Below are 23,795 nucleotides of genomic sequence, written 5' to 3' on the forward strand. Positions count from 1 at the left end.
AACGGATGAAGATGAATTTGTCATCGACTCTGCGAATTTGGCTAGCCCTGATAGGGCTGGCCTTTTTCGTTTCATGTACGCCGGCACCGCAACAAATTTCAGTGTCGGGCGAAACCATGGGCACGACCTACCATATCCGCTATGTCACGGCGAACCCAAATCATTCGCCGGAACGCGTGAAAGAGCGGGTTGATGCAGTGTTAGAGCAAGTGAATAGCCAGATGTCGACTTATGATCCGAACTCTGAGTTATCGCTGTTTAATCAACGCAAAACAACAGAGCCCGTGGTTGTATCGCGTTCGTTAGAGACAGTTGTTCGCCGTGCACTTGAAGTTGGTGAAGAAACCAATGGATTATTAGATGTCACGGTTGGTCCGCTAGTTAATTTGTGGGGCTTTGGTCCTTTAGGTCGACCTGAACAAGTACCTTCTGAGCAGCAATTGCAGGAAGTTCGTGATCAGATTGGCTATCAATATTTGACGGTAGAAAATCACCAGTTAACGAAGGCTATTCCTGATTTGTATGTCGATTTGTCGACCATTGCGAAAGGTTACGGTGTTGACCGTGTTGCGATTTTGCTTGAGCAAATGGAAATCAAAAATTACTTGGTGGAAATTGGTGGTGAAATGCGCATGCGTGGTACCAAGCCGGGTGAGCAACCTTGGCGGATTGCTGTTGAGCAGCCGGTATCTTTAGAGCGTGCGGTTCAACGCATTATCGAGCCGGGTAACAACGCTGTGGCGACCTCAGGTGATTATCGCAACTACTTCGAAGAAGATGGCGTGCGTTACTCGCATATTATCGATCCTCGTACAGGGTATCCAATTCAGCACAACTTAGTTTCGGTAACAGTGATAACAGACACGTGTATGGATGCCGATGCTTACGCAACGGCATTGACGGTTATGGGCGCTGAAGAGGCACTTGAGTTCGCGAATAAAAAAGGTTTAGCGGTACTTTTAGTGACCCGTGAAAACGATCAATTTAAAGAGTACACTAGTACTGCATTCAAACGATTTGAGCAGTAGCTCAGGAGGTCCACATGGGCGTTTTTATTGCTGTATTCGTCATCATGTTGGTGGTGGTATTAGCTATGTCGGTGGGTTTCATCGCCCAACGCAAATCTATTTCCGGTAGCTGTGGCGGTATCTCGTCATTAGGCATGGAAAAGGCTTGCGACTGCAAAGATCCGTGCGATGATAAGAAAGCGCGCATGGCTGAAGAAGCTCGAGCTGCGAAAGAAAAGCAGTGGCAGGAAAATCGAATCGATTAAAGTGAAGGAGTTAAACTGATGGTTACACCGGTACAAATTCGCCCGAAAACGGCTGAAATTTACCTTGATTGCAACGCAACAACACCGGTGTTACCTCAGATAGCTCAAGCTGTTGAACACGTGATGGAACATGTGTTCGGAAACCCTTCCAGTAGTCATATTACCGGCCTTCAGGCTCGCTATATTCTCGACAATACACGTCGACTCGGACGCCAAGTCATTGGCGCACCGCGCGGACGCGTGTTCTTTACCAGCGGTGCTACCGAAGGTATTCAAACTGCTGTTTTGTCTGCCTTAACTGCTGCACGGAATAGCACGAACTTAGGCGGTAAACGCTGGTTACTCTATGGCGCGACCGAGCACAAAGCCGTGCCGCAAGCGCTTGAGCACTGGAATAAATTACTGCAACTGAATGCTGAATTGAAACCGATACCCGTAGATAAACGCGGTAAGCTAGATCTGCAGTTTATCGCGGAGCATGTTGGTGCCGCGCATATGATCTGTACTATGGCCGTGAATAATGAAACGGGTGTGATGCAAGATCTAAAAGCCTTAGAGGACGTAATTCGCGCTGAAAATACGACCGTGCCGTGGATGGTTGACTGTGTTCAAGCACTCGGGAAGCAATCGCTTCAGCTCAGCGAGACAACCATTGATTATGCACCTTTTAGTGGCCACAAACTTTATGGCCCTAAAGGCATTGGTTTTATGTATGTTCGTGAAAGTGCGCCGTTTACACCATTGATTATTGGTGGTGGTCAGGAACAGGGGCAACGTTCAGGAACTGAAAACCTTCCAGGCATAGCGGCTTTACACGCGCTGTTTGAGTTGTTGTTAAATAATGAGCAGCAAGTTTTTCAGAGCCACGCAGTGCTTGAAGAATATCGGGAAAAATTACTGAACGCATTGCGTAGTGTATTTCCAACCTTGGTGCTGAACCATGAGCTTGCGGATTCAGTGCCAACCACGTTGAATTTCTCAGTGCGAGGTGTGCCGTCGCGCGACATTATGGACGTGTTCGATGCGGCAAATATTCGTGTCAGCTCTGGTTCGGCGTGTAGCTCTGGCGTTACCCGAAGTTTCGTTCTTGATGCAATGGGTTTGGAGGCGTGGCGCTCTAGTTCAGCCATTCGTCTTTCATTCGGTCCTGCCACTTCAGCGGCTACCATTGATGCTGCGTGCGCACGCATTCGTGATGCGGCAATGGCATTAAGACAATCTTGTCTATTAGTTTCTGATACCAATGAAGATGTTGATAGCAACCTTGATGGGGTCGTTCAACTTCGCTTTGATAGCCACTGTTGCTATTTACTTATTGATAAAGCTGCCGGTGAAATGGCAGTGATTGATCCAGTTCCTGAGCTAGCTGAACGCATTGAACGATTAGTAGCGTGCCAGAATTATCGTGTGAAAGCCGTATTGACCACCGAAGCACAAGCGCCTGACAGCCCTGCAGCGATGCTCGCCCAGTTGCTATGTGCCAGTGGATGCAGTGCGCAGCGAGACGCGGTTGGCTGGCCATTAGATGCGGTTGGTGGATGCGAAGCGCCCGTTGAATGCCAAGTTGAGGTGTTCGGATGTCTGCGGGTCGGTAAACGTCGCTTATACCGTGTTGGTACGAGAGAACCATTGTTTTTATTAAGTTCACCGCTGATTGACGATGCATCGACGCCCCATGTTGATTTCGCGTTTATTGGCGAGCAAGACGACGTTGCGCAATTGATGAAAGCGGTACATGAGCAAACCCTCTTGCTTGCTCGTCGTGATGATGCGTTTCGAGTCGTTGAGAAGCTATGTGAAGTTTCAGGTGACTGTGTGCCGTGCCAGCTTATTGATGTATCGCTGGAACAACAGCAAGAGTGGTTGGCGCAGCCAGAAACCTTAGTCGTTGATGTGCGTGAGCAACAAGAGCATCAAGTACGTCAACTATCGGTTGATGCAGAAGTGATCAATGTACCATTAACGCGCTTAGCTCAATTTATTTACAGCCATCGCGCGCAGTATAAACAACGCCCAATTGTTTGTGTGTGTCGTTCGGGCCACCGCAGTGCAGTTGCCGCGCAAGTGTTAGCGCGACACGGATTCGAACAAGTGAGCCACTTATCTGGCGGTACTGCATTACTCATTGAAGCTGATGCGCGCGACAAAGCCATCTTTGCCAACTAAATAACAGCGTTGATTGATACAGGCGCTGTTCCAAATGTTTGCATCGCTCAATTGCTTCCAAGTCATATCGGCGCTGTTAAGATAAGCAGCGCCATTCGGGTTACTCACTAACATATCGCCGTTTGGGCGAACCGTTAAGCTGTAAAGTGCACCGTTAAACTCAGGCTCGGGCAGGGCGGCAAACTCGCCGTTTTGATACCGCATAAGTCGCGGAACTGCGGCGGGATCATTTAAATCACCACCAGCAATAATTACATCGTTTTCAGCAAGTGGCCAAACGCTCGCAATACCGGCGCTAGGCCCAGCTGGCAGTGGCGTATCAATGGCTTTGAAACGAATACCAAAATTACGTTTTACTAATAATCGAGCTTTACTGCTATTGGCGGTGCCAATGGCCCAGACATTGTTGTTAAAGCGTACACAACCGCCACTGGCAGCTAACCCGCCCTCATCGGGCAATGGCGCACTATCTACCACATTACTTGCCGATAACCAGTTGCGTCCGTCGGTGCTGCGTACCATTTCCCAGCGGCCTTCAAGACTATCGCCATATACCCAAGCTTCACCGCTATTCGCCATGGCGATGCAGTTAAGAAATTGATTCGAACCCGCACGATAGCGAAGTTGCCAATTGCGTCCGCCATTCGAAGTGTAATAAACGCGCGAGTCACCATTTTCGCCAATACTTAAGGCGTAGGCGTGGTTCGCATCAAGCGCTTCAATGTCGCGAAACTGCAGGCTTTCGTTGGCGGGATTAAAGTACTCCCATGTATCGCCAGCATCGGTGCTGCGAGCAATTGTTGCATTCGAGCCGCTCATCCAGACAACATTGTTGGTTGGTGCGCTAACACCAATCCAATGCACGTCGGGCTTACTCTCTAAAGAGGTAACACTTATTGCCGTTGCAACAACCAAACTTACCGCAATCATAAAGCCTCGTTTTTATTTAAGCGAATGCATCTATCGTGGCTGGTTCAGCGACTAAACACAAGCTAACTTCACCGCTTTGTCGGTAATCGTTGCAAACGAAGTGCGTTTAGAACCACTGAAACTGAGCTCAAGGCCATGGCGCCACCGGCTAACCATGGAGCCAACAAGCCGCTCGCAGCTACCGGAATTCCTAATGTGTTATACGCGAATGCCCAAAATAAGTTTTGTCGTATATTGCGAACGGTTTTTTCGCTGACAAAAAGTGCATCAATGAGGCTTCGCAAATCAGCTCGCATGAGCGCGATATCTGCGGTTTCTAGCGCCACATCGGTTCCAGTGCCCATGGCAATACCAACGTGCGCTGTAGCAAGGGCTGGGGCATCGTTGATGCCATCTCCTACCATGGCCACAATCTCGCCTTGCTCACGCAGCTCGGTGACGTGTTTGGCTTTGTGTTCCGGCAATACTTCCGCGAAAATATGGTCGATGCCCACTTGTTTAGCAATAGCCTCAGCTGTGCGTTGGTTGTCGCCAGTAATCATCACGACTTTAAGTCCGCGTTGTTTTAATTGAGTAATTGCCTCTTTGGAATTCTCCCTTACGGTATCCGCTACTGCGACAAGCCCCACCAATTGCTGATCACAACTAATCAGCATGACGGTTTTGCCCTCTTGCTCAAGCGTCTCTTTGCGTTCGATCCAGGCACTGCAGTCAATATCATTTTCTTGCATCAGGCGCGCGGTTCCAATGCGAATGAAGTGCGTATTGTTATCAGAGTTAAGGGATGCCGAAACACCACGCCCCTCATGCGCTTTGAAGCTTTCAATAATGACCGATTTTGTATCCTCGGTAATGCCGGTAACAACGGCCTGAGCGAGTGGATGCTCTGATTGTTGTTCAAGCGCTTTGACGGCAGCTTTTACTTGTCCATCATTGAGTTTAAGGATGCTGGTATTCAGTTCAAGGTTGGTAAGTTTGGGCTTGCCCTCGGTAATTGTGCCGGTTTTATCAAGTACTACACTGGTTACGGTGTGAGTAATTTCTAATATCTCGCTTTGTTTAAATAACACCCCCATTTGAGCTGCGCGACCAGAACCAGCCATGATCGATGTTGGTGTCGCCAACCCTAGGGCGCAAGGACATGCGATGACAAGCACCGCAACCGTTGCTTCAAGCGCCGAACCGTAATCCCCTGGTTGATACCAAAATGCCCAAACGAAGAATGTGATAACCGCAATGCCGAGAACCACCGGAACAAATATTGCAGAAACTTGGTCTGCTAAACGTTGAATAGGAGCTTTTGATGTTTGCGCTTGCTCAACGACTTTGATGATCTGCGCTAGTGCAGAGTCTTTGCCAAGTTTCTTAACTTTAGCCTTCAGAAAACCGTTTTTATTGATGGTACCGCCAGTTAATGAGTCACCTACTTGTTTATCAGCCGGTACACTTTCACCAGTCAACATCGATTCATCAACCGCGCTCTCGCCGCTCAATACTTCGCTGTCGGCGGGAACCTGTTGCCCCGGTTTTATATGAATAACATCGCCCAACTTTAACTCGGCAACGTTAACTTGCTCAGTTTCGCCGTCGTTACGTTCGCGCAGCGCTTGTTTTGGTTGTAGGTTTAGTAACTGTTTGATGGCCGCAGAAGATCGTCCTTTGGCGCGCGCCTCAAACCACTTACCCAACAGGATTAATGTGATAAGAACGGCACTGGTTTCAAAATAGAGACCGCCGTGAATCACTTGCTTACTCGCGAAAGCAGCTAAATAGACGCTGTAGAAGTATGCGGCGGATGTGCCCAATGCCACCAATACATCCATATTCGCAGCACCACCACGAAGAGCGGTATAGCTCCCTTTATAAAATTGCCAACCAATAATAAATTGCACCGGTGTTGCAAGCGCCATTTGTACCCACGGATTCATCAACCAATCGGGAACGTAAATACCGCTGGTCCAGCTAAAGTGCCCTAGCATGGTGTACAACAGTGGCACTGAAAGAATTGCAGCCGCAATAAATTTATAAAACTGTACTTGCTGAACACGCTCTCGAGAGTCGTCTTGTTCAGGTTGCTCATGGTCGATGACACTCGCTTCATAACCTGCCTCTTTTACAGCTTCGACTAGTTTATTAGCGGCGACATTATCGGCTTCGACGGCGGCAATTTCAGTTGCAAAATTGACGTTAACCGAGCTGACCCCATCAACACCTTGAAGTGCTCGCTCAATTGTCTTTGCGCACCCAGCGCAACTCATTCCAGACAGCTGTAATTGATACTGTTGTGTGGCCATAGTTAGCTCCTTAGCGTTTCAGCAAACGCTCAATGGTTGTATCCAGTTCGTCCAGCACGCTCTCGTCCCCCGATTGAATTCGATGTTTGACACAGCTGTGCATATGTTGTGTGAGTAACTTACGAGCGACCCCAGTTAATGCTGCTTGCACCGATGCAATTTGATTTAGAACATCATCACAGTATGTGTCATTTTCAATCATGCGTTGTAAACCGCGTACTTGCCCTTCAATGCGCGCAAGGCGTTGCTTGAGGTTCTGCTTTAATTTATCTGAATGGGGTGTAACGGTGTGTTGCATCACGGAATCCTCTATAAAGTGATGCGTATAATATAGGGGGCTACCCTATAAAGATCAAGTGCGTTGCTCGTTGTTCGTTATTCGTTATTCGAAAAAGCGAAAATAAAAAGGCGTTAAGACACGAAATCTCCGACGCACTGCGTGCGCGGAGATTTTTTTGTTTAAGTTTGTTTTAACGAATAACGAATAACGAATAACGAATAACGAATAACGAATAACGAATAACGAATAACGAATAACGAATAACGAATAACGCTTTTCGCAGTTACTGGGCGTTGAGGGATTGGTTGGTGATGCCGATACTGTCGTCTGACATCAAATACACATAAGTCGGCATCAAATCTGCTGGTGTTTTCAACTTATTTGGATCTTCAGCTGGATAAGCTTTTGAGCGCATGGTGGTGCGCGTTGCGCCTGGATTGATGACGTTGACGCGGACGTTGGTGCCGTCATACTCATCCGCCATCACTTGGGCAAGGCCTTCGGTCGCGAATTTACTGACCGCGTAGGGGCCCCAGAATGCGCGACCTTGGCGACCTACACCTGATGAAGTGAAGATGATACTGGCGTTTGGTGCTTTCTTGAGTGCTGGCATGAGCGCTTGAGTCATCATGAACTGTGCGGTCACATTGACTTGCATGATGTCGTTCCACGAGTCTAGGTCGATGTGCTCAAACGGTGATAAAACGCCGAGCAAGCTCGCATTTTGTAGTATGCCGTCTAACCGACCAAATTGCTCAATGATGGTGGCTGCCATGCCTTGATAGTGCGATTTTGTCGCGCCTTTCATATCGAGAGGCACAATGGCGGGCTCTGGGTGACCTGCCGCGATAATTTCATCGTAAACGGCTTCGAGCTTTTTGACGGTACGACCAAGCAGAATCACTGTTGCACCGCAGGCAGCAAATGTTTTTGCTGCTTCTCGGCCGATACCATCACCGGCGCCGGTAACTAAAATAATCTTATTTGCCAGTGAACCTTCTTGGATAACGTAGTTTTTCGGATCATTATGCATTGCAGTCATTTTCGGCTTACACTCTTGATTAACTGAACTGATGAATACGCTAAGTGTACTGGTTTTTGCTATTATTCTCAGTAACTGGGGATAAATTATTGAGAAATACTTTCAAGTTAAGCTCAGACAGTGTATAAAATTTTGTTAATTAAAACGTCTTGTCGTACCAGTTTAAAAAAGCGATGATAGGCAAATTGAACAACAGCATCCTGCAGGTGCTCAATACATAACAACACGAACAAGGATTGGGGAAGCCTCATGAAAAAACTCTTGCTTGTAACTGCCATCGGTAGCGCGCTCAGCTTAGTTGGCTGTGGCAGCGGCGAAGATGCGCCAGAGTCGGTAAAAACCGAATATCAAGTCGCAGCAACTCGCGCAGTATTTGACCCGTCAAATGGCCAGGTGCCAGTACCTAGCAACATTTTGTTGGGGGGTACTGTCGACGGTACACTCAATATTCCAGTGGCAGACCCAACGGACGGTGGTAACCCGCAAGTTGCAATAAATGGTCTTGATGGGTGGGGAACTCACTCAACGCTGACGTTTAGCTTCTCATTGCCGGTAGACGAAAATGGTGATCAAGTTACCGTTGATTCAGCGTCACTTGAAGCCGCTGGTTCAATTCGTGTATTTGAAACCATCATGGGCGGTAGCGATGTCAGTGCATCATGTGCCGCAGCACCTAGCCCAGCAGTAACTTGTGCCGTTGCAGCAGAACTTGTACACGGTGAAGATTTCATTGTGCGTGCAACAGGTCCAAGCGGCGTTGCTATTATTCCGTTGAAACCATTTAAAGCAAAAACTGGCTACATGGCAGTTTTAACGACGAACATCCAAGATTCAATGGGACGCTCTGTGAAGCCATCACAAACCTACGGTTTGATGAAGCGTCCAGTAAGCACTGATCCAGTATCGTCAGATCCTGCTGCACAAAGCCTGCAAGGTCTTATTAACAGCCACGAAGCAGCTCTAGCAGCAGCTGGTGTCGATACTGAAACCGTTATTTATACATCGAGCTTTACAACACAGTCGACTGCTGATGCGTTCCATATGGTGAAAACTATGATGGCTGCTCAGTTTTCTGCGACAGCTGCTGCTGGTACACCATCTCCAGCGTTGGGCGTTATGCCATTAGGCTACAATGCGGCTCAAGCATTAGTGCAAGCGGGAGCGTTACCAAACGATCCAACCAATCCAGCTTATGCGGTCTCAAGCACTGCGCAAGTCTACGGCGGTCAAGTCACTCTGCCTTACTTCTCGCCGTTACCAACCACTGAAAATCCAACGGCGCCTTTATCTGGTCGCTGGATGGCAAAGTGTGACAGCGGCGTATCTGTACTCGGCGCTATTCAGGCGGGCGCTATTGACCCGATGAATACCCCATCAATTGACCCGACATGGTTGAGCGGTGGTGCAGCAACCTTTATTCCTGCGTGGGTTCAAGCTTGTTTACAAGCGAGCACGCCAGAAGCTGTTGCTGCAATGGACTTCCCAGGTGTTGACGAAGAACGTCACGTGACTAAATACAACCCAGTACCAGCGGTGCAGGGTAATGTCACTGTCAACGCTGTGATGACCGTGCCAGATTTGGCAACGGTTAACGCGGTACGTGGCGCGCAAGGTCTTGATCCAATCACTATGCCTGCTGATGGCTGGCCGGTGGCGATTTTCCAACACGGTATTACTGCTTATAAAGAGACCGTTTTATCGCTGGCTGGTATGATGGCCTTGAATGGTGTAGCTACTGTTGCGATTGACCATCCATTGCACGGCGACCGTGGTTTCGGTGCTATCAATGCAACTTCAGGTAAAGGCCCAGCTACGGCTTACATGAACTTGGGTAGCCTGTTGACCACACGTGATAATTTACGTCAATCAGTGTCTGACTTACTTGGTTTACGTTTGAGTTTAAATGCAACGAATGCACCAATTGATTCAGGCCGTGTTTATTTTGCAGGCCACTCATTAGGTGCTATCGCTGGTACTGCTTTCAGTGCTGTGGCAAACACACCAATGACTGGCGCACTTGAAGCAGCTACGCCGTTGTTTGCGGTAAGCGGTAGCTCGTTGATGGCGCCAGGCGGCAGCATTGCAAACTTCTTGTTGGCATCGAATAGCTTTGGCCCAGTAATTAAGAGCCAATTGTTGTATGCACAAAGTGCTGATTTCGCCGCGGCGGTTAATGCGACTGCTGAAGCGCAAGGTGTTGCACCAACCGACCCTGAGTTCCAAGGTTTGTTGATTCAAGTGTACGACCAGTTCTGGGCAAGCTTGAGTGCGGCTGAGCAAGCAGGCATTAATGCTGTATTTGAGCAGTTTGCGTTCGCGGCACAAACTGTTGTCGATTCAGCTGACCCAATTAACTACGCCTCAACGGTAGTAGCAACTGAAACACCGATTCACTTGATTGAAGTTGTGGGTGATGGTGCTGAAAATCTACCAGACCAAGTCATTCCGAATGCGGTACAAGGCAAGCCACTGGCTGGTACTGAACCGTTGATTACTGCACTTGGTTTAGAAGCTGTTGCCGAAACATTAGTGACTGTAGACGGTACGCCGGTATCAGGTGCAGTTCGTTTCACCGCGGGCAGCCATGGTTCAATTGTTGACCCATCAGCGTCACCTGCCGCAACTCAAGAAATGCAAACGCAAACAGCGGTTTGGTTCAGCACAGATAACACGGTTATCCCTGTTCAAAACCCAGATGTTGTGCAACCATAAGCAACATCGATGCGAAATTAAAAAGGCCGCTTCGTCGGCCTTTTTTTATGGAGAAAACAAATGTGGGATATAGCGCAAGAGTTAATTGTCTTCGTACTAAAAGCCGCCATCATTGTGTTTGCTATTATGATGGTCGCCGGTGTAATGACACAGGTCGCGCAGCGACAAAAAGGCAAGAAAGGTGAACTCGTTGTTGATCGTTTATCGGATGACTTACGAGATGGTGTGCACCGATTGAAACTTGAGCTGCTTGACAAAAAACATCGTAAAAAAGCGCAGAAGGCATTAAAGAAACAGAAAAAAGAAGAGAAAGACGGCGAGCCGCGTAAACGCATTTTTGTTGTGGATTTCAAAGGAAGTATGGATGCACATGAAGTGGATGCTTTGCGTCGTGAGGTGAATGCGATTGTAGCGGTGGCTGAGCCGGGTGAACAGGTAATGGTTCGTCTTGAGAGCCCTGGTGGCGTGGTTCACGGTTATGGTCTCGGTGCCGCTCAGTTACAGCGCTTACGAGATGCTGAGCTTGAACTCATTGTAAGTGTCGATAAAGTGGCCGCCAGCGGCGGTTATATGATGGCGTCGGTTGCCAACCATATCCAAGCCGCTCCATTCGCGATTATTGGCTCGATTGGCGTGCTCGCTCAGTTACCTAATTTTCACCGATGGTTGAAAAAACATGAAGTCGATTTTGAACAGGTGACTGCGGGCGAATACAAACGTACGCTAACGATGTTCGGTGAAAACACCGAAGACGGACGTCGTAAGTTCAAACAAGATCTTGAAAATATCCATGAACAATTTAAAGAGCATATTCGTAAGTATCGTCCAGAGCTCGATTTTGACAAAGTAGCGACCGGTGAGTATTGGACGGCACAAGAGGCACTCAACTACGGGTTAGTGGATTCATTGACGACCAGTGATGCGTGGTTGCTCGAGCGACGTGAGAGCCATGATATGTTCTTAGTGCGTTACGTGGTGAAAAAGAATATTGGCGAACGTGTTGGTCGTAATGTGTCGGCAGTGTTATATGCCGTGAAGAACTTTCTGAGTAAAAATTAATCTTAGTAACCATGTTGTACGGGTAAAGTTCGAAGTGAGGGTTACCATGAGCGATGATTTTGAGCTGTTTCGCCGCGAAATGACCGATGTCACTCCCCTTGCTGGGGAAGATGTCGCTGATATCCGAACGGCATTTACCCCGACGCTTGCGCAGTTGGAGCGCCGTAAAGCTGCTGAGCAACAACTTGAAGAAGACATTAACTTCTTATCCACTGAATATGTTGAACTCGTTGAGCCACTCGATACCATCGCGTTTCAGCGCGAAGGTGTGCAACATGGGGTCTATAAACGTTTGCGGCTGGGCCAGTACCCAATTGAAGCCAGTTTAAACTTGCATCATCATAGTTTACGAGAAGCGCGCGTTGCGCTATTCGACTTTATTCAAGATTGCCACCGTAGCGGTGTTCGCTCTGCCCTGATTATTCATGGGCAGGGCAAGCATTCCAAACCGCACCCAGCGTTGATTAAAAGCTACGTAAATAAGTGGCTACGTGAACTTGAGCCGGTGATGGCATTTCATAGTGCGCAACGTCATCACGGTGGCAGTGGTGCGGCGTATGTGATGTTGCGTAAGAACGCGACACAAAAGCAATTAAATCGAGAGCGACATCAACGCCGCTGAGGAGTCGAGACCTGTGATAAAATGTTTTGGTTTAAGTGGGGTAGCACTAAGTGTCGTGATAACACTGAGTTCTGCGCCCGTGCTCGCTGAGCAAACCATGTCAGAGCGGCTGGGTGACATTCTTGAGCAACGTGTTGATAGTCATCTTGATGCCGACTTTGCCTACGAAAGTTTAGAGTTGGTAACACTTTTAGGTGAATTACGGGCTCAAGAAATTCGGCTTAGCACACGTGCACCTGAATTAGATGCCGGTCTAAACGAAGTATTGCGTGCTGACTCTGTTGTGGTTGAAGGTGAGTGGCTAGGGAATAACACAAACACGTTAATTGTTGATTCGATCACCGCCAAAGACGCACAACTGACAGTTGCGTATTGGGGCAAAGGCCAATCGAATCTTCACGCCTTATACAATGCTGCGAATGAACAAGGCAAACTCCAGCGTGTTTCACAACCGATTATTTGGCAAGTTAAGCGCGCCCAACTTGATAATGTGGTATTGAATTTATTCGATCAAGGGCAGCCAATATTGAGTGTGCGTTTAGCCTCGCTTGAGCTTCCTGAAGCAAGTGCTGACGACACGGCCGATACTTATATCGCACGATTGTTATGGCCGGTATTGGAGCAGGTATTGGAGCAAGCGATGGCGGGGAATTCGGACGCGGTGGTTGATTACGGTCGCCTGACACAGTTCATCTGGCGCGAAATCCGTTAAAAACCGTTATTCGTTATTCGTTCGCTTGTCGTTATTCGTTAATGATTAACACCAATAACGAATAACGACTAACGAATAACGCTGTTGGTTTTAGAGGTTTCTTTCTTTTAGGTCGGCCTTGGCGTCGTTGAACACATCCTCATCCAACGCACCTTCGCTTTTCGCGACAATCACCGAAACCATCGCATCACCGGTAACGTTAACAGCTGTGCGAGTCATATCGAGTAGGCGGTCAACACCAATGATTAGACCGATACCTTCTACAGGTAAGCCAACTTGGCCAAGTACCATTGCCAGCATGATCATACCAACGCCTGGAACCCCCGCGGTACCGACTGAGGCTAGGGTGGCGGTGAGTACGACCATTAAATAATCCGCAATGGACAAATCAACCAAGTACACCTGTGCGATGAACACGGTCGCAACGCCCTGCATGATCGCGGTGCCGTCCATATTGATTGTTGCACCTAACGGGACCGTAAATGAACCAACACTGTTATGCACACCAAGGCGTTTTGTAACGGTCTCGAGTGTGACCGGCATGGTGGCATTCGAACTTGCTGTACTAAAACCAAAAATTTGAACCTCACGCATTTTGCGCAAGAAAATAATCGGGTTCATGCCAGATAGCCCCTTGAGAATAACTGGATAGGTAACTAAGGCGTGAACAATCAGCACGAATAAGACCAGTAAGAAGTACTTGCCAAGGCTGAAAATAGTTTCAAATGATGTTTCTGAAAACAGTTTCGCCATCAATGCAAAGACACCGTATGGCGCAATGTTCATCAGGATGATGACTAATTTCATGATGACTTCATTGAAATCGTCGAACAACGTTTTAACGCGCTCGCCCGGCTTGCCAACTAATGCCATCGCGATACCGAATAACAGCGCAAACACAATAATTTGCAGCATGTTACCGTTGGCAAAGGCATTAAATGGGTTGGTAGGGAACAAGTCGATGATGACTTGCGCAAGCGATGGTGCTTGCGTTGGTTCGTAAGTTGCATCAGTTGCAAGTTCAATACCAGTACCTGGCTGAACTAGCACCGCCATCGCAATAGCGAAAGTGATAGCGATGGCTGTGGTAATCAGATACAAGCCAACAGATTTACCACCAAGTCGACCTAATTTGCTCGGGTCACTTAATGAACAAGTTCCTACCACCAATGATACAAAAACCAGTGGCACTACCAACATTTGCAGTGACGAAATGAAAATTTGGCCAACAACGTAGAATAAGCCTTTGGTTAGATAACCTTCGACGATGGTGCTATCAGGGAAAATAGTCTTCAGTAAAATGCCAACAGCAATACCGGCAAACATCCCGATAACAATGCGGCTCGTGAGACTGAGCTTCTTTTTATTTTCTGACATAAACATTCCTTTCGATCACGTCGCTGTAAAAGGTGACGTGCACGTAAACAATTGAGATCGGCTCAAGACTACCAGAATTCTTATTTAAACAGTAGCACTGTGCGTTTGACTGTCATTGAATTGCCATGAAAGTGTCAACCAACTGTCATGGGCTCGACCTATGCTGAGCAAACAGCAGTTGAGTGAGAGACTAACAATGATTGAAGTTGAGCAATTGCTAAATAAAAATTTACCGGCTCTGCACAACCATCAGTTGTTGCATAAATCTGCATTGTGGGTGTTACGTGGGCTATTGTGTGAACGCGAAATTAATCAGTTTGCAGAGGCTTATCCAAATCTTCAAGGCCTTGAGTTTGTCGAGCATGTGCTCGATTTTTTTAATTTCAGTTTTACTGCCCGCGATAGTGAGCTCGATAATATACCTACTGAGGGTCGATTAATTATTGTCGCCAATCACCCCATTGGTTCTCTAGACGGCTTGGCGCTATTGAAGTTAGTTAGTAGCGTGCGTGGCGATGTGAAGATTCTCGCCAATGATTTATTGCAGGCGATTGAACCGCTGCAAGACCTTCTGATTCCCGTACCTGTGTTTAAATCTTCTAAGACTGGCGCTCGCAGCGAGCCGTTGCGGCGTCTTTATCAGCACTTAGAGGGTGAGGGTGCGTTAATTGTGTTTCCGGCCGGTGAAGTATCGCGATTGCGTCCACAAGGCATTCGCGATCATCACTGGAACACCGGCTTCTTGAAAATGGCCTTACGTGCTCAAGCGCCAATACTCCCCATTCATGTTAAAGCGCACAACTCGGCTTGGTTTTACGGCGCATCCATGCTCTACAAACCACTTGCGACCTTGTTACTGGTGCAAGAAATGTTTCGTCAGCAGCGAGGGCACATTGATTTTCGTATTGGTGAGTTGGTGCCACTGAAATCATTCAATGTCGAGCAATTGACACTATCGCAACGCGCAAAAATGTTTCGACGTCATGTTTATCGCCTCGGTCAGAATAAACTCGGCGTGCTTAAAACGCAGCGTCCAATTGCTCGGGCAGAATCCCGTCAAGCTTTGAAGAAGGCTGTAGAGGCTTGCGAACGGCTAGGTAGCACGCAAGATGGAAAACATATCTACTTGTATCGCTATGACGGGAATTCGCCGATTTTACGAGAAATAGGAAGGTTACGTGAAATCGCTTTTCGAGCCGTAGAAGAAGGTACAGGGCGTCGGCGTGATCTCGATAATTTTGATACATGGTATACCCAATTAATTCTATGGGATGCCGATGACTTAGAAATCGCTGGTGCTTATCGTTTGGGCGATGCAAACTCAATTGCAGCTGAACGAGGTTTGGAAGGGCTTTATAGTCATTCGTTATTCGAATATCACCCACAACGCATGGCACCGTTTATTGCTCAAGGATTAGAGCTTGGACGTAGTTTTGTGCAGCCGAAATATTGGGGCAAACGAAGTTTAGATTACCTCTGGCAAGGTATTGGCGCGTTACTGCAACAACACCCGCAGTACCGCTATTTATTTGGTCCGGTAACGATGAGTGCAAGCTTGCCAAGGGTTGCCCAGGATGCGCTCGTACAATTTTTTGGTGATCATTTTCCCGACCCAGATAATTTAGCGCTGTCACGCACGCCATTTATGCCAAATAGTCGTCCGCTGCCGGATATCAGTGATGACTACGCTGATGACTTACTTCATTTGAAACACTTTTTAGCCCATCAAGGCGCTGCGATCCCAACGCTCTACAAGCAATATGCCGATCTGTGTGAGAAAGGCGGTGTGCGATTTTTAGGCTTTAACGTTGATGCCGATTTCGCCAATGCGGTTGATGGTTTAGTGATGGTGGACATTCATCGATTAAAAGAGCACAAACGGAAGCGTTATCTCGGTGATTGAAAAAATAAATATAGTAATAAAAAAGCCCAGCTCGAACGCTGGGCTTTCTCGATTTTCAGTTTTTATTACATGTATTCTGGACCGAAGCCGTTCGTCCAAATAATGGCTGACGTTACCATCAGAACAACAAGCATGATAAGCCCTGCAGTAACAACCGAAGAAGCATATAAGAAGCCACGTTCTTCAGGGATATGCATTAAAATTGGTACGCCTGAATAAAGCAGGTAAACCGAATAGGCAACACCTGCCAAAAACACCATAGTGACGAACCATAATTCTGGGTACAATGCAGCAATACCAGACATGATCACAGGTGTTGCAGTGTAGCTAGCTAGTTCCAACGATTGTGTGAAAGTTGGTGCGGCGCCAAAGGTTTTTGCCATCCAATGGATCAAGTAGGCGAGTGCAAAGACTGCGGCAACGATGCCTGCATACATGGCGACAGCCATTATCATCGCGCTATTTTGGGTTAAAAAGGTGACTTCGCGTGCGCCAATGCTCCAGCCGATATGTGCGGATGCATAGTACGCAGCTGCGCATGGTAACAACGCAACAATTAATATGTGGCTTAGTGCAAAGCTCATGCTTTCGTGACGTTGATCAATTGACTTCCATTCATCAACTGGATGAGCGTAAAGGCCCCAAATGTGATTTAAAATCATGACATACCTCAACTTCTGTTGTTGTCTGTAGTTACAGTTATTATTGTTGTTGACGCTTTTTTGCGCGCCTCGCATTCAATATTGGTCGGATTTTCAACAGAGTCAAGCCATTTTGATGCAAATAACCATATTTAATTTGTGTGATTAAAAATTGACCAGCAGTTTGTGTTAGAGAGTGAAAAGAGAGTTTATTGTGGAATTGTTGCTAAAGCCCATTCGCCAGTTTCTTCATTGTGACACGCCTAGTGCATGGATTGAAGCCGCGCGCAAAGCAGAAAACCTACCTGCTTTGCTTATTGACCATTTAGTGTGCGAGCTGAAAGCAGCTCAATCGGCGATGCTACTCATTCGTCGTTATGCGGTAGACGCGGCTAGTGGTGACGCACTGTTGGCCTGGTTAAAGCCTTATGAAGACTTTACCTATCGGATGCAGGGTGATTGGCGTGAATTGGCTGACCATGAGCGACTTACCAAAGCAATGTTACCAAAGCGAGATGCGCCGTACAGCCAAGAGCTTATTGATAAAATGGTCTTGCTGATTAAAGAAGAGCTTCATCATTTTTATCAAGTGTTGGAAATTATGGATGAGCTCGGTATAGCCTATGAGAACATTAGTTCGAGTCGTTATGCCCGAGGTATGTTGCGGCATGTACGCACGCATGAGCCGGCAACGTTAATCGATAAATTGATCTGTGGCGCTTATATAGAAGCTCGTTCTTGTGAGCGATTTGCTGCCTTAGCGCCGCATGTTGATCCAAAGCTATCGAAATTTTACATGAGTTTACTTCGCTCTGAAGCACGCCACTTTCAAGACTACCTAGAATTAGCAGAGCAATTGGTGGGGCATTCGATTGATGAGCGGGTGAAATTTTTCGGTGAAATTGAAGCCCAATTGATTCAGTCACCAGACACAGAGTTCCGATTTCATAGTGGTCCTGTGTAAGTTTTTGGGTTTGGGCTAAAGCTTAGTTATCCGTTGCCAATGGGCTGACAATAAGCTCATGTTCGGTAGCGGTAACTTTGAGGAAGCTGCCTTGCGTATACCAGTCGCCAAGCACGATACGCTCAGCGATTTCACCGTTCGGTAATCGGTGTTGATGAATTGCGGGGCGATGCGTGTGACCATGAATCATGCGTTGTACGTCATGTTCAATAAATTGCTCACGAACTGCGTGTTCATTGGCGTCCATAATCTTTAATTGCTGCTCTGATAATGGTTGTTGTGTTTTACTTGAAGCACGTAGTTTGTTGGCAATACGCATGCGTAAGCGAAGCGGTAAAGCTAGCAGAAGTTTCTGTACCACACGGTTGCGAATCACTTTACGAAAGCGTTGGTAGCTGACGTCATCTGTGCAGAGCGTATCGCCGTGCATAATCAGTGTTGGAACGCCATATAGATCGACGATACTAGGTTCGTCGAGCAAGGTGATACCGGTAATTTGTGCAAATCGTTGACCGATCAAAAAGTCGCGGTTACCGGCAATAAAGTACACCGGAATACCGGTATCGGTTAATTGCCGCAGCGCAGCCTGCACTGCGGCAACAAAGTCGCTGGTATCATCATCGCCAATCCATGCATCAAACAAATCGCCAAGAATATAAAGGGCGTCAGCATGAACCGCTTGATCGTGCAAAAAACGCTGAAATAGGCCCGTGATGTCGGGCCTAGCAGGGCTTAAATGCAAATCAGAGATGAACCAGGTTGTCATAGATTACTCGCTGATTGTGGCGCTCTTAATCACCACATCATCAACTGGCACATCTTGGTGGAAACCAGCATGGCTAGTACGCACTGCTTCAATAGCAGTCACAACGTCCATACCTTCAACCACTTCGCCAAATACGCAATAGCCCCAGCCGCCCATGCTTTCATTTTTGAAGTTGAGGAACTCGTTGTCAGCAACGTTAATGAAGAACTGCGCAGTTGCTGAATGCGGGTCTTGTGTGCGTGCCATGGCAATGGTGCCACGCATGTTTTTCACGCCATTGTTGGCTTCATTCTCAACTGGCGCATGCGTTGGCTTTTGCACCATCTCTAAGTTGAAACCACCACCTTGAATCATAAAGCCACGAATGACGCGGTGGAACAACGTATTCTCATAAAAACCTTCACGCACATAAGTCAGGAAGTTTTCCACAGTTTTTGGTGCTTTTTCGGCGAATAATTTTAAGGTGATGTCGCCATGATTGGTGTGTAGGGTTACCTGCATTGAGGGAGCTCCATATTGAGTAACTTAATTAATGTCGTTTACAGATTTAATTGGTGCTGTAGTTTAGCATTGTTTGTGACCATGGCGCACCTTGCGTTATTATGTCAGTCTATTTTGAATAGTGATGTCATGCAGTGAGACAGGAGCAACCGTGCATGTTGAAAGTTTTTAATACGTTAACCCGCCAAAAAGAAGAGTTTAAGCCAATTACGCCAGGTGAAGTTAAGCTATATGTGTGCGGGGTAACTATTTACGATTACTGTCACATTGGTCATGCACGTACCTATGTTGCATTTGATGTTGTGGTGCGTTATCTGCGCTCACGCGGCTACAAAGTTAAATATGTTCGTAATATTACCGATGTGGATGACAAAATCATTCGCCGTGCGGCTGAAAATAACGAAGCTATCGACGCGGTGACTGAGCGCTACACGCGTGCCATGCATGACGACTTTGACGCATTGAATTTAGTTCGTCCTGATGTTGAACCAACGGTTACGGGTCATATGGGCGACATTATTGCCATGATTGAAACGCTCATTGCCAATGGCAATGCTTATGTTGCGACAGATGGTGATGTGTTATTTGATGTCAGTACCTTTACTGGCTATGGCAAACTCAGTCGGCAGAACCTTGAGCAACTGCAAGCCGGGGCTCGTGTTGATGTTGCCGAAAACAAACAAGATCCGCTCGATTTTGTTCTGTGGAAACAAGCCAAAACGGGTGAGCCAAGTTGGCCATCGCCATGGGGCGACGGCCGCCCTGGGTGGCATATTGAGTGTTCAGCAATGAATAAACGTCACCTCGGTGAAAATTTCGATATTCATGGTGGCGGTTCTGATTTGATTTTCCCGCACCATGAGAACGAAGTAGCGCAAAGCTGCTGCGCCAATCATAGCGACTATGTGAATTATTGGATGCATAGCGGTATGGTGCAGGTTGATGAAGTTAAGATGTCGAAATCATTAGGAAACTTCTTCACCATTCGTGATGTGCTTGCGCAATACGATGCCGAAACGGTTCGCTACTTCTTGATTTCGAGCCATTATCGCTCACAGTTGAACTACTCTAAAGACAACCTTGATCAAGCGCGCTCAGGGTTGGAACGTTTATACACGGCGCTGCGCGATGCACCAGAGGGAACGATTGATCCAGCATTAACAGCTTCTCAAATTGAACGTTTTAACGCCGCGATGGATGACGATTTTAACGTGCCAGAGGCGTTGTCTGTATTGTTCGAACTGGCGCGAGAGGTCAATCGTACAGTTCAAAATGATGCACCAAAAGCGTCGGCGTATGCGGCACAATTGCGAGAGCTTGGACATCAGTTAGGTTTGCTGGAACAACAACCGGAAGCCTTTTTGCAAGGTGGTGGTGACGATGACGACGTTGCCAAAATTGAAGCTTTAATTGCCGAGCGAAATGATGCGCGAGCAGCCAAAGATTGGGCGCGTGCGGATGCGGCACGAGATGCGCTGAAGGCACTGAATATTGAATTAGAAGACAGTCCAACCGGCACCAAGTGGCGCCGTATATAGGACTAAAACGTTATTCGTAATTGGTTATTCGTTGTTCGAAACAGCGCCACCAATAACGAGTAACGAATAACGAACAACGAGCAACGAGGTTTTTATGGCATTTCCAACGGTTAATGTATTTGAGAACTATGCTGCCACAGCTGGCGGCGACTTTGACGCAGTTATTTTAATCGGTGATTTCGCCGAGGCCATTCCTGATGACTTCAGTGATTATGTATCACAGGCGCAACAGTTCGATGCACGCGTCGGTAAGCAAGCATTATTGGTTCCGGCAGATGTGGCTGGCGGTCGTTTGATTCTTGCGCCAACTGGGCCATTAACGCGTGATTATGATGATGTACGAAATATTAGTGATGCAGCTGGTGCTGCTGCACGTATAGCCCAACAGGCGGGTGTTACCAAGCCGTTAATGATTGTTTTCGGCGTACCGAGCGAAGCCCGATACGGTCAAGCCGAAGCGGTTGCCTATTGGGGACTATGTCAGGCGCTTTATGAGCCATTAGAGGCACGAGAGCATCATGGTGAAGCCACATTAGAGACCGTCACAGGCGTTGGTATTGTCGGTGCATTGGATGAAACTTGGTTGCAAGCCGTAGAAGCAGGTAAGCGAGTCGCGCGCGATTTAGCGGGCACGGAACCAGAGCGAATGGCACCGCCGCGTTTTGCTGAATATTGTCAACAGGCGTTTGCCCATTCTCCGGTGCGTGTCACCGTTATTGACGACGTGCAGCAACTTCAGCATGAATACCCGTTACTGATGGCCGTAGCCCGAGCTTCATTAGGTGTAACACGCCATCAACCATGTGTAGTGCGTTTAGAGTATAAAGCACCGGCGGCAGAGCAAACGTTGATGTTTGCCGGTAAAGGCATTGTCTATGATACTGGCGGTGCTGATGTGAAAACTGGTGGCCACATGGCTGGTATGAGTCGCGATAAAGGCGGTGCAGCGGGTGTTGCCGGTTTTATCAAAACTGTCGCCGAAATGCGTCCAGAAACGCTAAACGTTGTGGCTGAACTCGGTGTTGTGCGCAATAGTATTGGGGCTGACGCATTTGTCGCGGATGAGATCATTACGGCACATAGCGGAGTGCGAGTTCGCATTGGTAATACCGACGCAGAGGGCCGTCTCGTATTGGCTGATCTGTTATCGCATCTTCGTGAAGAAGCGGTAGACTATCCGCGTCCACAATTATTCAGTGTAGCGACGTTAACTGGGCATGCTGCGTTAGCGAAAGGTCCCTACACGGCATTGATCCCGAATGGCCCAGCGCGCGTAAATGAGGTGACAGATAAACTGTGGGAAGCTGGCGAAGTGTATGGTGACCCGACAGAAATTTCATGGTCACGAAGAGAAGACTACGATTTTGTGCGTCCGCGAACCAAAGCAGATGACACTTTATCGAGTAATAACGGACCTTCAGCAACAACCAAGCGCGGACACCAATTCCCGATGGCATTTTTAGCAATTGCCTCAGGGTTGGATAAGCATGGTACCGATAGTCAACAACCGTTGCCATATGTGCACGTGGACATTGCTGGTAGCGGAGTGGAAGGTGGTGATTGGCAACATGGTAAGCCAACAGCAACCCCTGTGACTTGTTTTGCTGGATGTTACTTACATCAATAACGCAGGCATCTTACAAAGGAGATTCTCAATGCGTGGTTTGAAACTTGGCGTACTAAGTGCGGTTATGTTGTTTGCTTCGACAACCGCTCAAGCACAATCAAATATGGACGACGTGGAGATTAAAGCCACGCAGCTGAGTGAACGGGTTTACATGCTAACTGGCATGGGCGGCAACATTGGCGTCTATGTTGGTGACGATGGCGTTGTTATGATTGATGCCCAGTACAAAGGGTTAGCTGATAAAATTACGGCAGCTATTGCTAAGATTTCTGAGCAACCAATACGCACTCTAGTGAATACCCACTTTCACGGCGACCACACCGATGGTAATGCAGCGTTCGCGAAACAGGGCGTTAAAATAGTGGCTCATGAAAATGTGAAAACGCGTTTGGCAGCCAATGAGAAGTTTGAACGTGAAGGTCTTCCAACTATTACCTTTGATAAGTCTCTTGAGGTGAAAACAGGTTCAACTGCTGTGCGTTTGAAGCATTACCCACATGGTCATACCGATGGTGACGTGGTGGTGTGGTTCCCAAGCAGTAATATTATTCACGCTGGTGACTTATTCTTTGTGGATCGCTTCCCGTTCATTGATTTGAATGCGGGTGGTAACGTACAAGGTTTCATCGACAATGTGCGCGCGGTTATTGCTGATATTGATGGTGACACGCAAATTATTCCGGGTCATGGAAGTTTATCAAAACGTAGCGATTGGTTACGTTTGGTTCATATGATTGAAGCAACCCGTGAAGAAGTCATGACCATGAAAGAGCAGGGCATGACTGAAGATGAAGCGGTAGCAAAAGGCCTTAGTGAACAATGGGCTGATTGGTCATGGAGCTTCATCACTGAAGAACGTTGGATTCGTACGTTGTACAAGTAATCAAAATGCATAAAAAAGCCGCTTGAAGCGGCTTTTTTATGCATGTAACCAACTAAGCTGGTGTTTCGATCGGTAGAGCATCGAGTTCTGCTTTCGTTTTGCCATGTGGTTGTGGCGTGCGAGTTTCCGGATCGATATGAACGAAGACAATATCATCGGCTACACAAATATTTTGCTTGGTTTGCTTATTGCGAACCACGCAAGTGAGCGTGACCGAGGTATTACCTACTTTTTTTACACCAAGACCAAATTCAACCACGTCGCCTTGATAGGCTGATGTTTCAAACGCGATGGCGCCGATGTGCTTCGTAACTAGGCTTTTCGCATCGAGTTGGCAGGCCGCAAAGATATAGGCTTCTTCATCAATCCATTCAAGAATACGGCCACCAAATAAAGAGCCGGCAAAGTTAAGATCGTTCGGCATGACGAGGCGACGAGATAAAAAGCGCATCAGTGTTCACTCCTTGTGGGTTCAGATGCGCTTAGTATAACGTATTCATGAAAC

21 protein-coding genes are annotated in these 23,795 nt (G+C 47.5%); 12 read left to right on the forward strand and 9 right to left on the reverse strand.

Annotated features, from left to right (window positions below):
- Window positions 1–5 precede the first annotated feature (5 nt).
- The 3 genes from D3795_RS00615 to D3795_RS00625 are packed head-to-tail and all read left to right on the forward strand — an operon-like array spanning window position 6 to window position 3,439.
- Window positions 6–1,028 carry an FAD:protein FMN transferase gene (locus D3795_RS00615; protein WP_156265695.1) on the forward strand — a complete coding sequence of 341 codons (1,023 nt, stop codon included), beginning with the start codon at window positions 6–8 and terminating at the stop codon, window positions 1,026–1,028.
- A gap of 14 nt (window positions 1,029–1,042) precedes the next feature.
- On the forward strand, window positions 1,043–1,273 hold the full coding sequence (gene nqrM / locus D3795_RS00620; protein ID WP_092855940.1) for a (Na+)-NQR maturation NqrM: 231 nt from the start codon (window positions 1,043–1,045) through the stop codon (window positions 1,271–1,273).
- An 18-nt stretch (window positions 1,274–1,291) separates the two neighbouring features.
- Window positions 1,292–3,439, forward strand: a complete 2,148-nt coding sequence (locus tag D3795_RS00625; protein ID WP_156265696.1) for an aminotransferase class V-fold PLP-dependent enzyme — start codon at window positions 1,292–1,294, stop codon at window positions 3,437–3,439.
- Here D3795_RS00625 and D3795_RS00630 read toward each other — a convergent pair.
- The 4 genes from D3795_RS00630 to D3795_RS00645 form a co-directional block, all read right to left on the reverse strand.
- Window positions 3,392–4,369 carry a WD40/YVTN/BNR-like repeat-containing protein gene (locus tag D3795_RS00630; protein ID WP_156265697.1) on the reverse strand — a complete coding sequence of 326 codons (978 nt, stop codon included), beginning with the start codon at window positions 4,367–4,369 and terminating at the stop codon, window positions 3,392–3,394. The two genes, D3795_RS00625 and D3795_RS00630, sit on opposite strands and share 48 nt — an antisense overlap.
- A gap of 68 nt (window positions 4,370–4,437) precedes the next feature.
- Window positions 4,438–6,663 (reverse strand): heavy metal translocating P-type ATPase, encoded by a 2,226-nt coding sequence (locus D3795_RS00635; RefSeq protein WP_156265698.1) that lies wholly within the window; start codon window positions 6,661–6,663, stop codon window positions 4,438–4,440.
- Between the two features lie 10 nt (window positions 6,664–6,673).
- On the reverse strand, window positions 6,674–6,961 hold the full coding sequence (locus tag D3795_RS00640) for a metal-sensitive transcriptional regulator (RefSeq protein ID WP_156265699.1): 288 nt from the start codon (window positions 6,959–6,961) through the stop codon (window positions 6,674–6,676).
- A 265-nt stretch (window positions 6,962–7,226) separates the two neighbouring features.
- Window positions 7,227–7,985, reverse strand: coding sequence for a YciK family oxidoreductase (locus tag D3795_RS00645; RefSeq protein ID WP_310942359.1), 759 nt, complete (start codon window positions 7,983–7,985; stop codon window positions 7,227–7,229).
- A gap of 249 nt (window positions 7,986–8,234) precedes the next feature.
- Between D3795_RS00645 and D3795_RS00650 the strand changes: the two genes are divergently transcribed.
- Genes D3795_RS00650 through D3795_RS00665 form a run of 4 tightly spaced genes read left to right on the forward strand, consistent with a single transcriptional unit; the run spans window position 8,235 to window position 13,090 of the window.
- A complete protein-coding gene (locus D3795_RS00650) occupies window positions 8,235–10,697 on the forward strand; it encodes a VolA/Pla-1 family phospholipase (RefSeq protein ID WP_156265700.1) in 2,463 nt (820 codons plus the stop codon).
- A 60-nt stretch (window positions 10,698–10,757) separates the two neighbouring features.
- Complete coding sequence (sohB, locus tag D3795_RS00655) at window positions 10,758–11,756, forward strand: protease SohB (protein WP_156265701.1); 999 nt, start codon at window positions 10,758–10,760, stop codon at window positions 11,754–11,756.
- Window positions 11,757–11,802: 46 nt separating this feature from the next.
- The gene (gene smrA / locus D3795_RS00660; protein ID WP_156265702.1) at window positions 11,803–12,378 is read left to right on the forward strand and encodes a DNA endonuclease SmrA; all 576 of its coding nucleotides are present in this window, start codon (window positions 11,803–11,805) and stop codon (window positions 12,376–12,378) included.
- Window positions 12,379–12,391: 13 nt separating this feature from the next.
- Window positions 12,392–13,090 (forward strand): hypothetical protein, encoded by a 699-nt coding sequence (locus D3795_RS00665; RefSeq protein ID WP_156265703.1) that lies wholly within the window; start codon window positions 12,392–12,394, stop codon window positions 13,088–13,090.
- 90 nt (window positions 13,091–13,180) lie between these two features.
- On the opposite strand, the gene D3795_RS00670 is transcribed toward D3795_RS00665, so the two are convergent.
- Window positions 13,181–14,467, reverse strand: a complete 1,287-nt coding sequence (locus D3795_RS00670; protein WP_156265704.1) for a dicarboxylate/amino acid:cation symporter — start codon at window positions 14,465–14,467, stop codon at window positions 13,181–13,183.
- A gap of 160 nt (window positions 14,468–14,627) precedes the next feature.
- Between D3795_RS00670 and D3795_RS00675 the strand changes: the two genes are divergently transcribed.
- Window positions 14,628–16,370: a lysophospholipid acyltransferase family protein gene (locus tag D3795_RS00675; protein WP_310942360.1), complete on the forward strand. Its 1,743-nt coding sequence runs from the start codon at window positions 14,628–14,630 to the stop codon at window positions 16,368–16,370.
- A gap of 65 nt (window positions 16,371–16,435) precedes the next feature.
- On the opposite strand, the gene D3795_RS00680 is transcribed toward D3795_RS00675, so the two are convergent.
- Window positions 16,436–17,032 carry a Yip1 family protein gene (locus D3795_RS00680; protein WP_156265705.1) on the reverse strand — a complete coding sequence of 199 codons (597 nt, stop codon included), beginning with the start codon at window positions 17,030–17,032 and terminating at the stop codon, window positions 16,436–16,438.
- A 193-nt stretch (window positions 17,033–17,225) separates the two neighbouring features.
- Here D3795_RS00680 and miaE point away from each other — a divergent pair, with 193 nt between their 5' ends.
- Entirely contained in the window at window positions 17,226–17,975 is a 750-nt protein-coding gene (miaE, locus tag D3795_RS00685; protein WP_156265706.1) for a tRNA isopentenyl-2-thiomethyl-A-37 hydroxylase MiaE, read from the forward strand.
- Window positions 17,976–17,997: 22 nt separating this feature from the next.
- Here the strand turns inward: miaE and D3795_RS00690 are convergent, their stop codons facing one another.
- Together D3795_RS00690 and D3795_RS00695 are read right to left on the reverse strand one after the other, a co-directional pair.
- Complete coding sequence (locus D3795_RS00690; protein ID WP_156265707.1) at window positions 17,998–18,741, reverse strand: UDP-2,3-diacylglucosamine diphosphatase; 744 nt, start codon at window positions 18,739–18,741, stop codon at window positions 17,998–18,000.
- A gap of 3 nt (window positions 18,742–18,744) precedes the next feature.
- Window positions 18,745–19,242, reverse strand: a complete 498-nt coding sequence (locus D3795_RS00695; protein ID WP_156265708.1) for a peptidylprolyl isomerase — start codon at window positions 19,240–19,242, stop codon at window positions 18,745–18,747.
- 155 nt (window positions 19,243–19,397) lie between these two features.
- Between D3795_RS00695 and cysS the strand changes: the two genes are divergently transcribed.
- From cysS to D3795_RS00710, 3 genes are all read left to right on the forward strand, one after another.
- Entirely contained in the window at window positions 19,398–20,780 is a 1,383-nt protein-coding gene (gene cysS, locus D3795_RS00700) for a cysteine--tRNA ligase (protein ID WP_156265709.1), read from the forward strand.
- Window positions 20,781–20,874: 94 nt separating this feature from the next.
- A complete protein-coding gene (locus D3795_RS00705; protein ID WP_156265710.1) occupies window positions 20,875–22,407 on the forward strand; it encodes a M17 family metallopeptidase in 1,533 nt (510 codons plus the stop codon).
- A 28-nt stretch (window positions 22,408–22,435) separates the two neighbouring features.
- A complete protein-coding gene (locus tag D3795_RS00710; RefSeq protein WP_156265711.1) occupies window positions 22,436–23,290 on the forward strand; it encodes an MBL fold metallo-hydrolase in 855 nt (284 codons plus the stop codon).
- Window positions 23,291–23,342: 52 nt separating this feature from the next.
- Here D3795_RS00710 and D3795_RS00715 read toward each other — a convergent pair whose 3' ends face one another.
- Window positions 23,343–23,741 carry an acyl-CoA thioesterase gene (locus D3795_RS00715; protein WP_156265712.1) on the reverse strand — a complete coding sequence of 133 codons (399 nt, stop codon included), beginning with the start codon at window positions 23,739–23,741 and terminating at the stop codon, window positions 23,343–23,345.
- Window positions 23,742–23,795 lie beyond the last annotated feature (54 nt).

The sequence above is a fragment of the Pseudidiomarina andamanensis genome, from assembly GCF_009734345.1.
GTDB lineage: Bacteria > Pseudomonadota > Gammaproteobacteria > Enterobacterales > Alteromonadaceae > Pseudidiomarina > Pseudidiomarina andamanensis.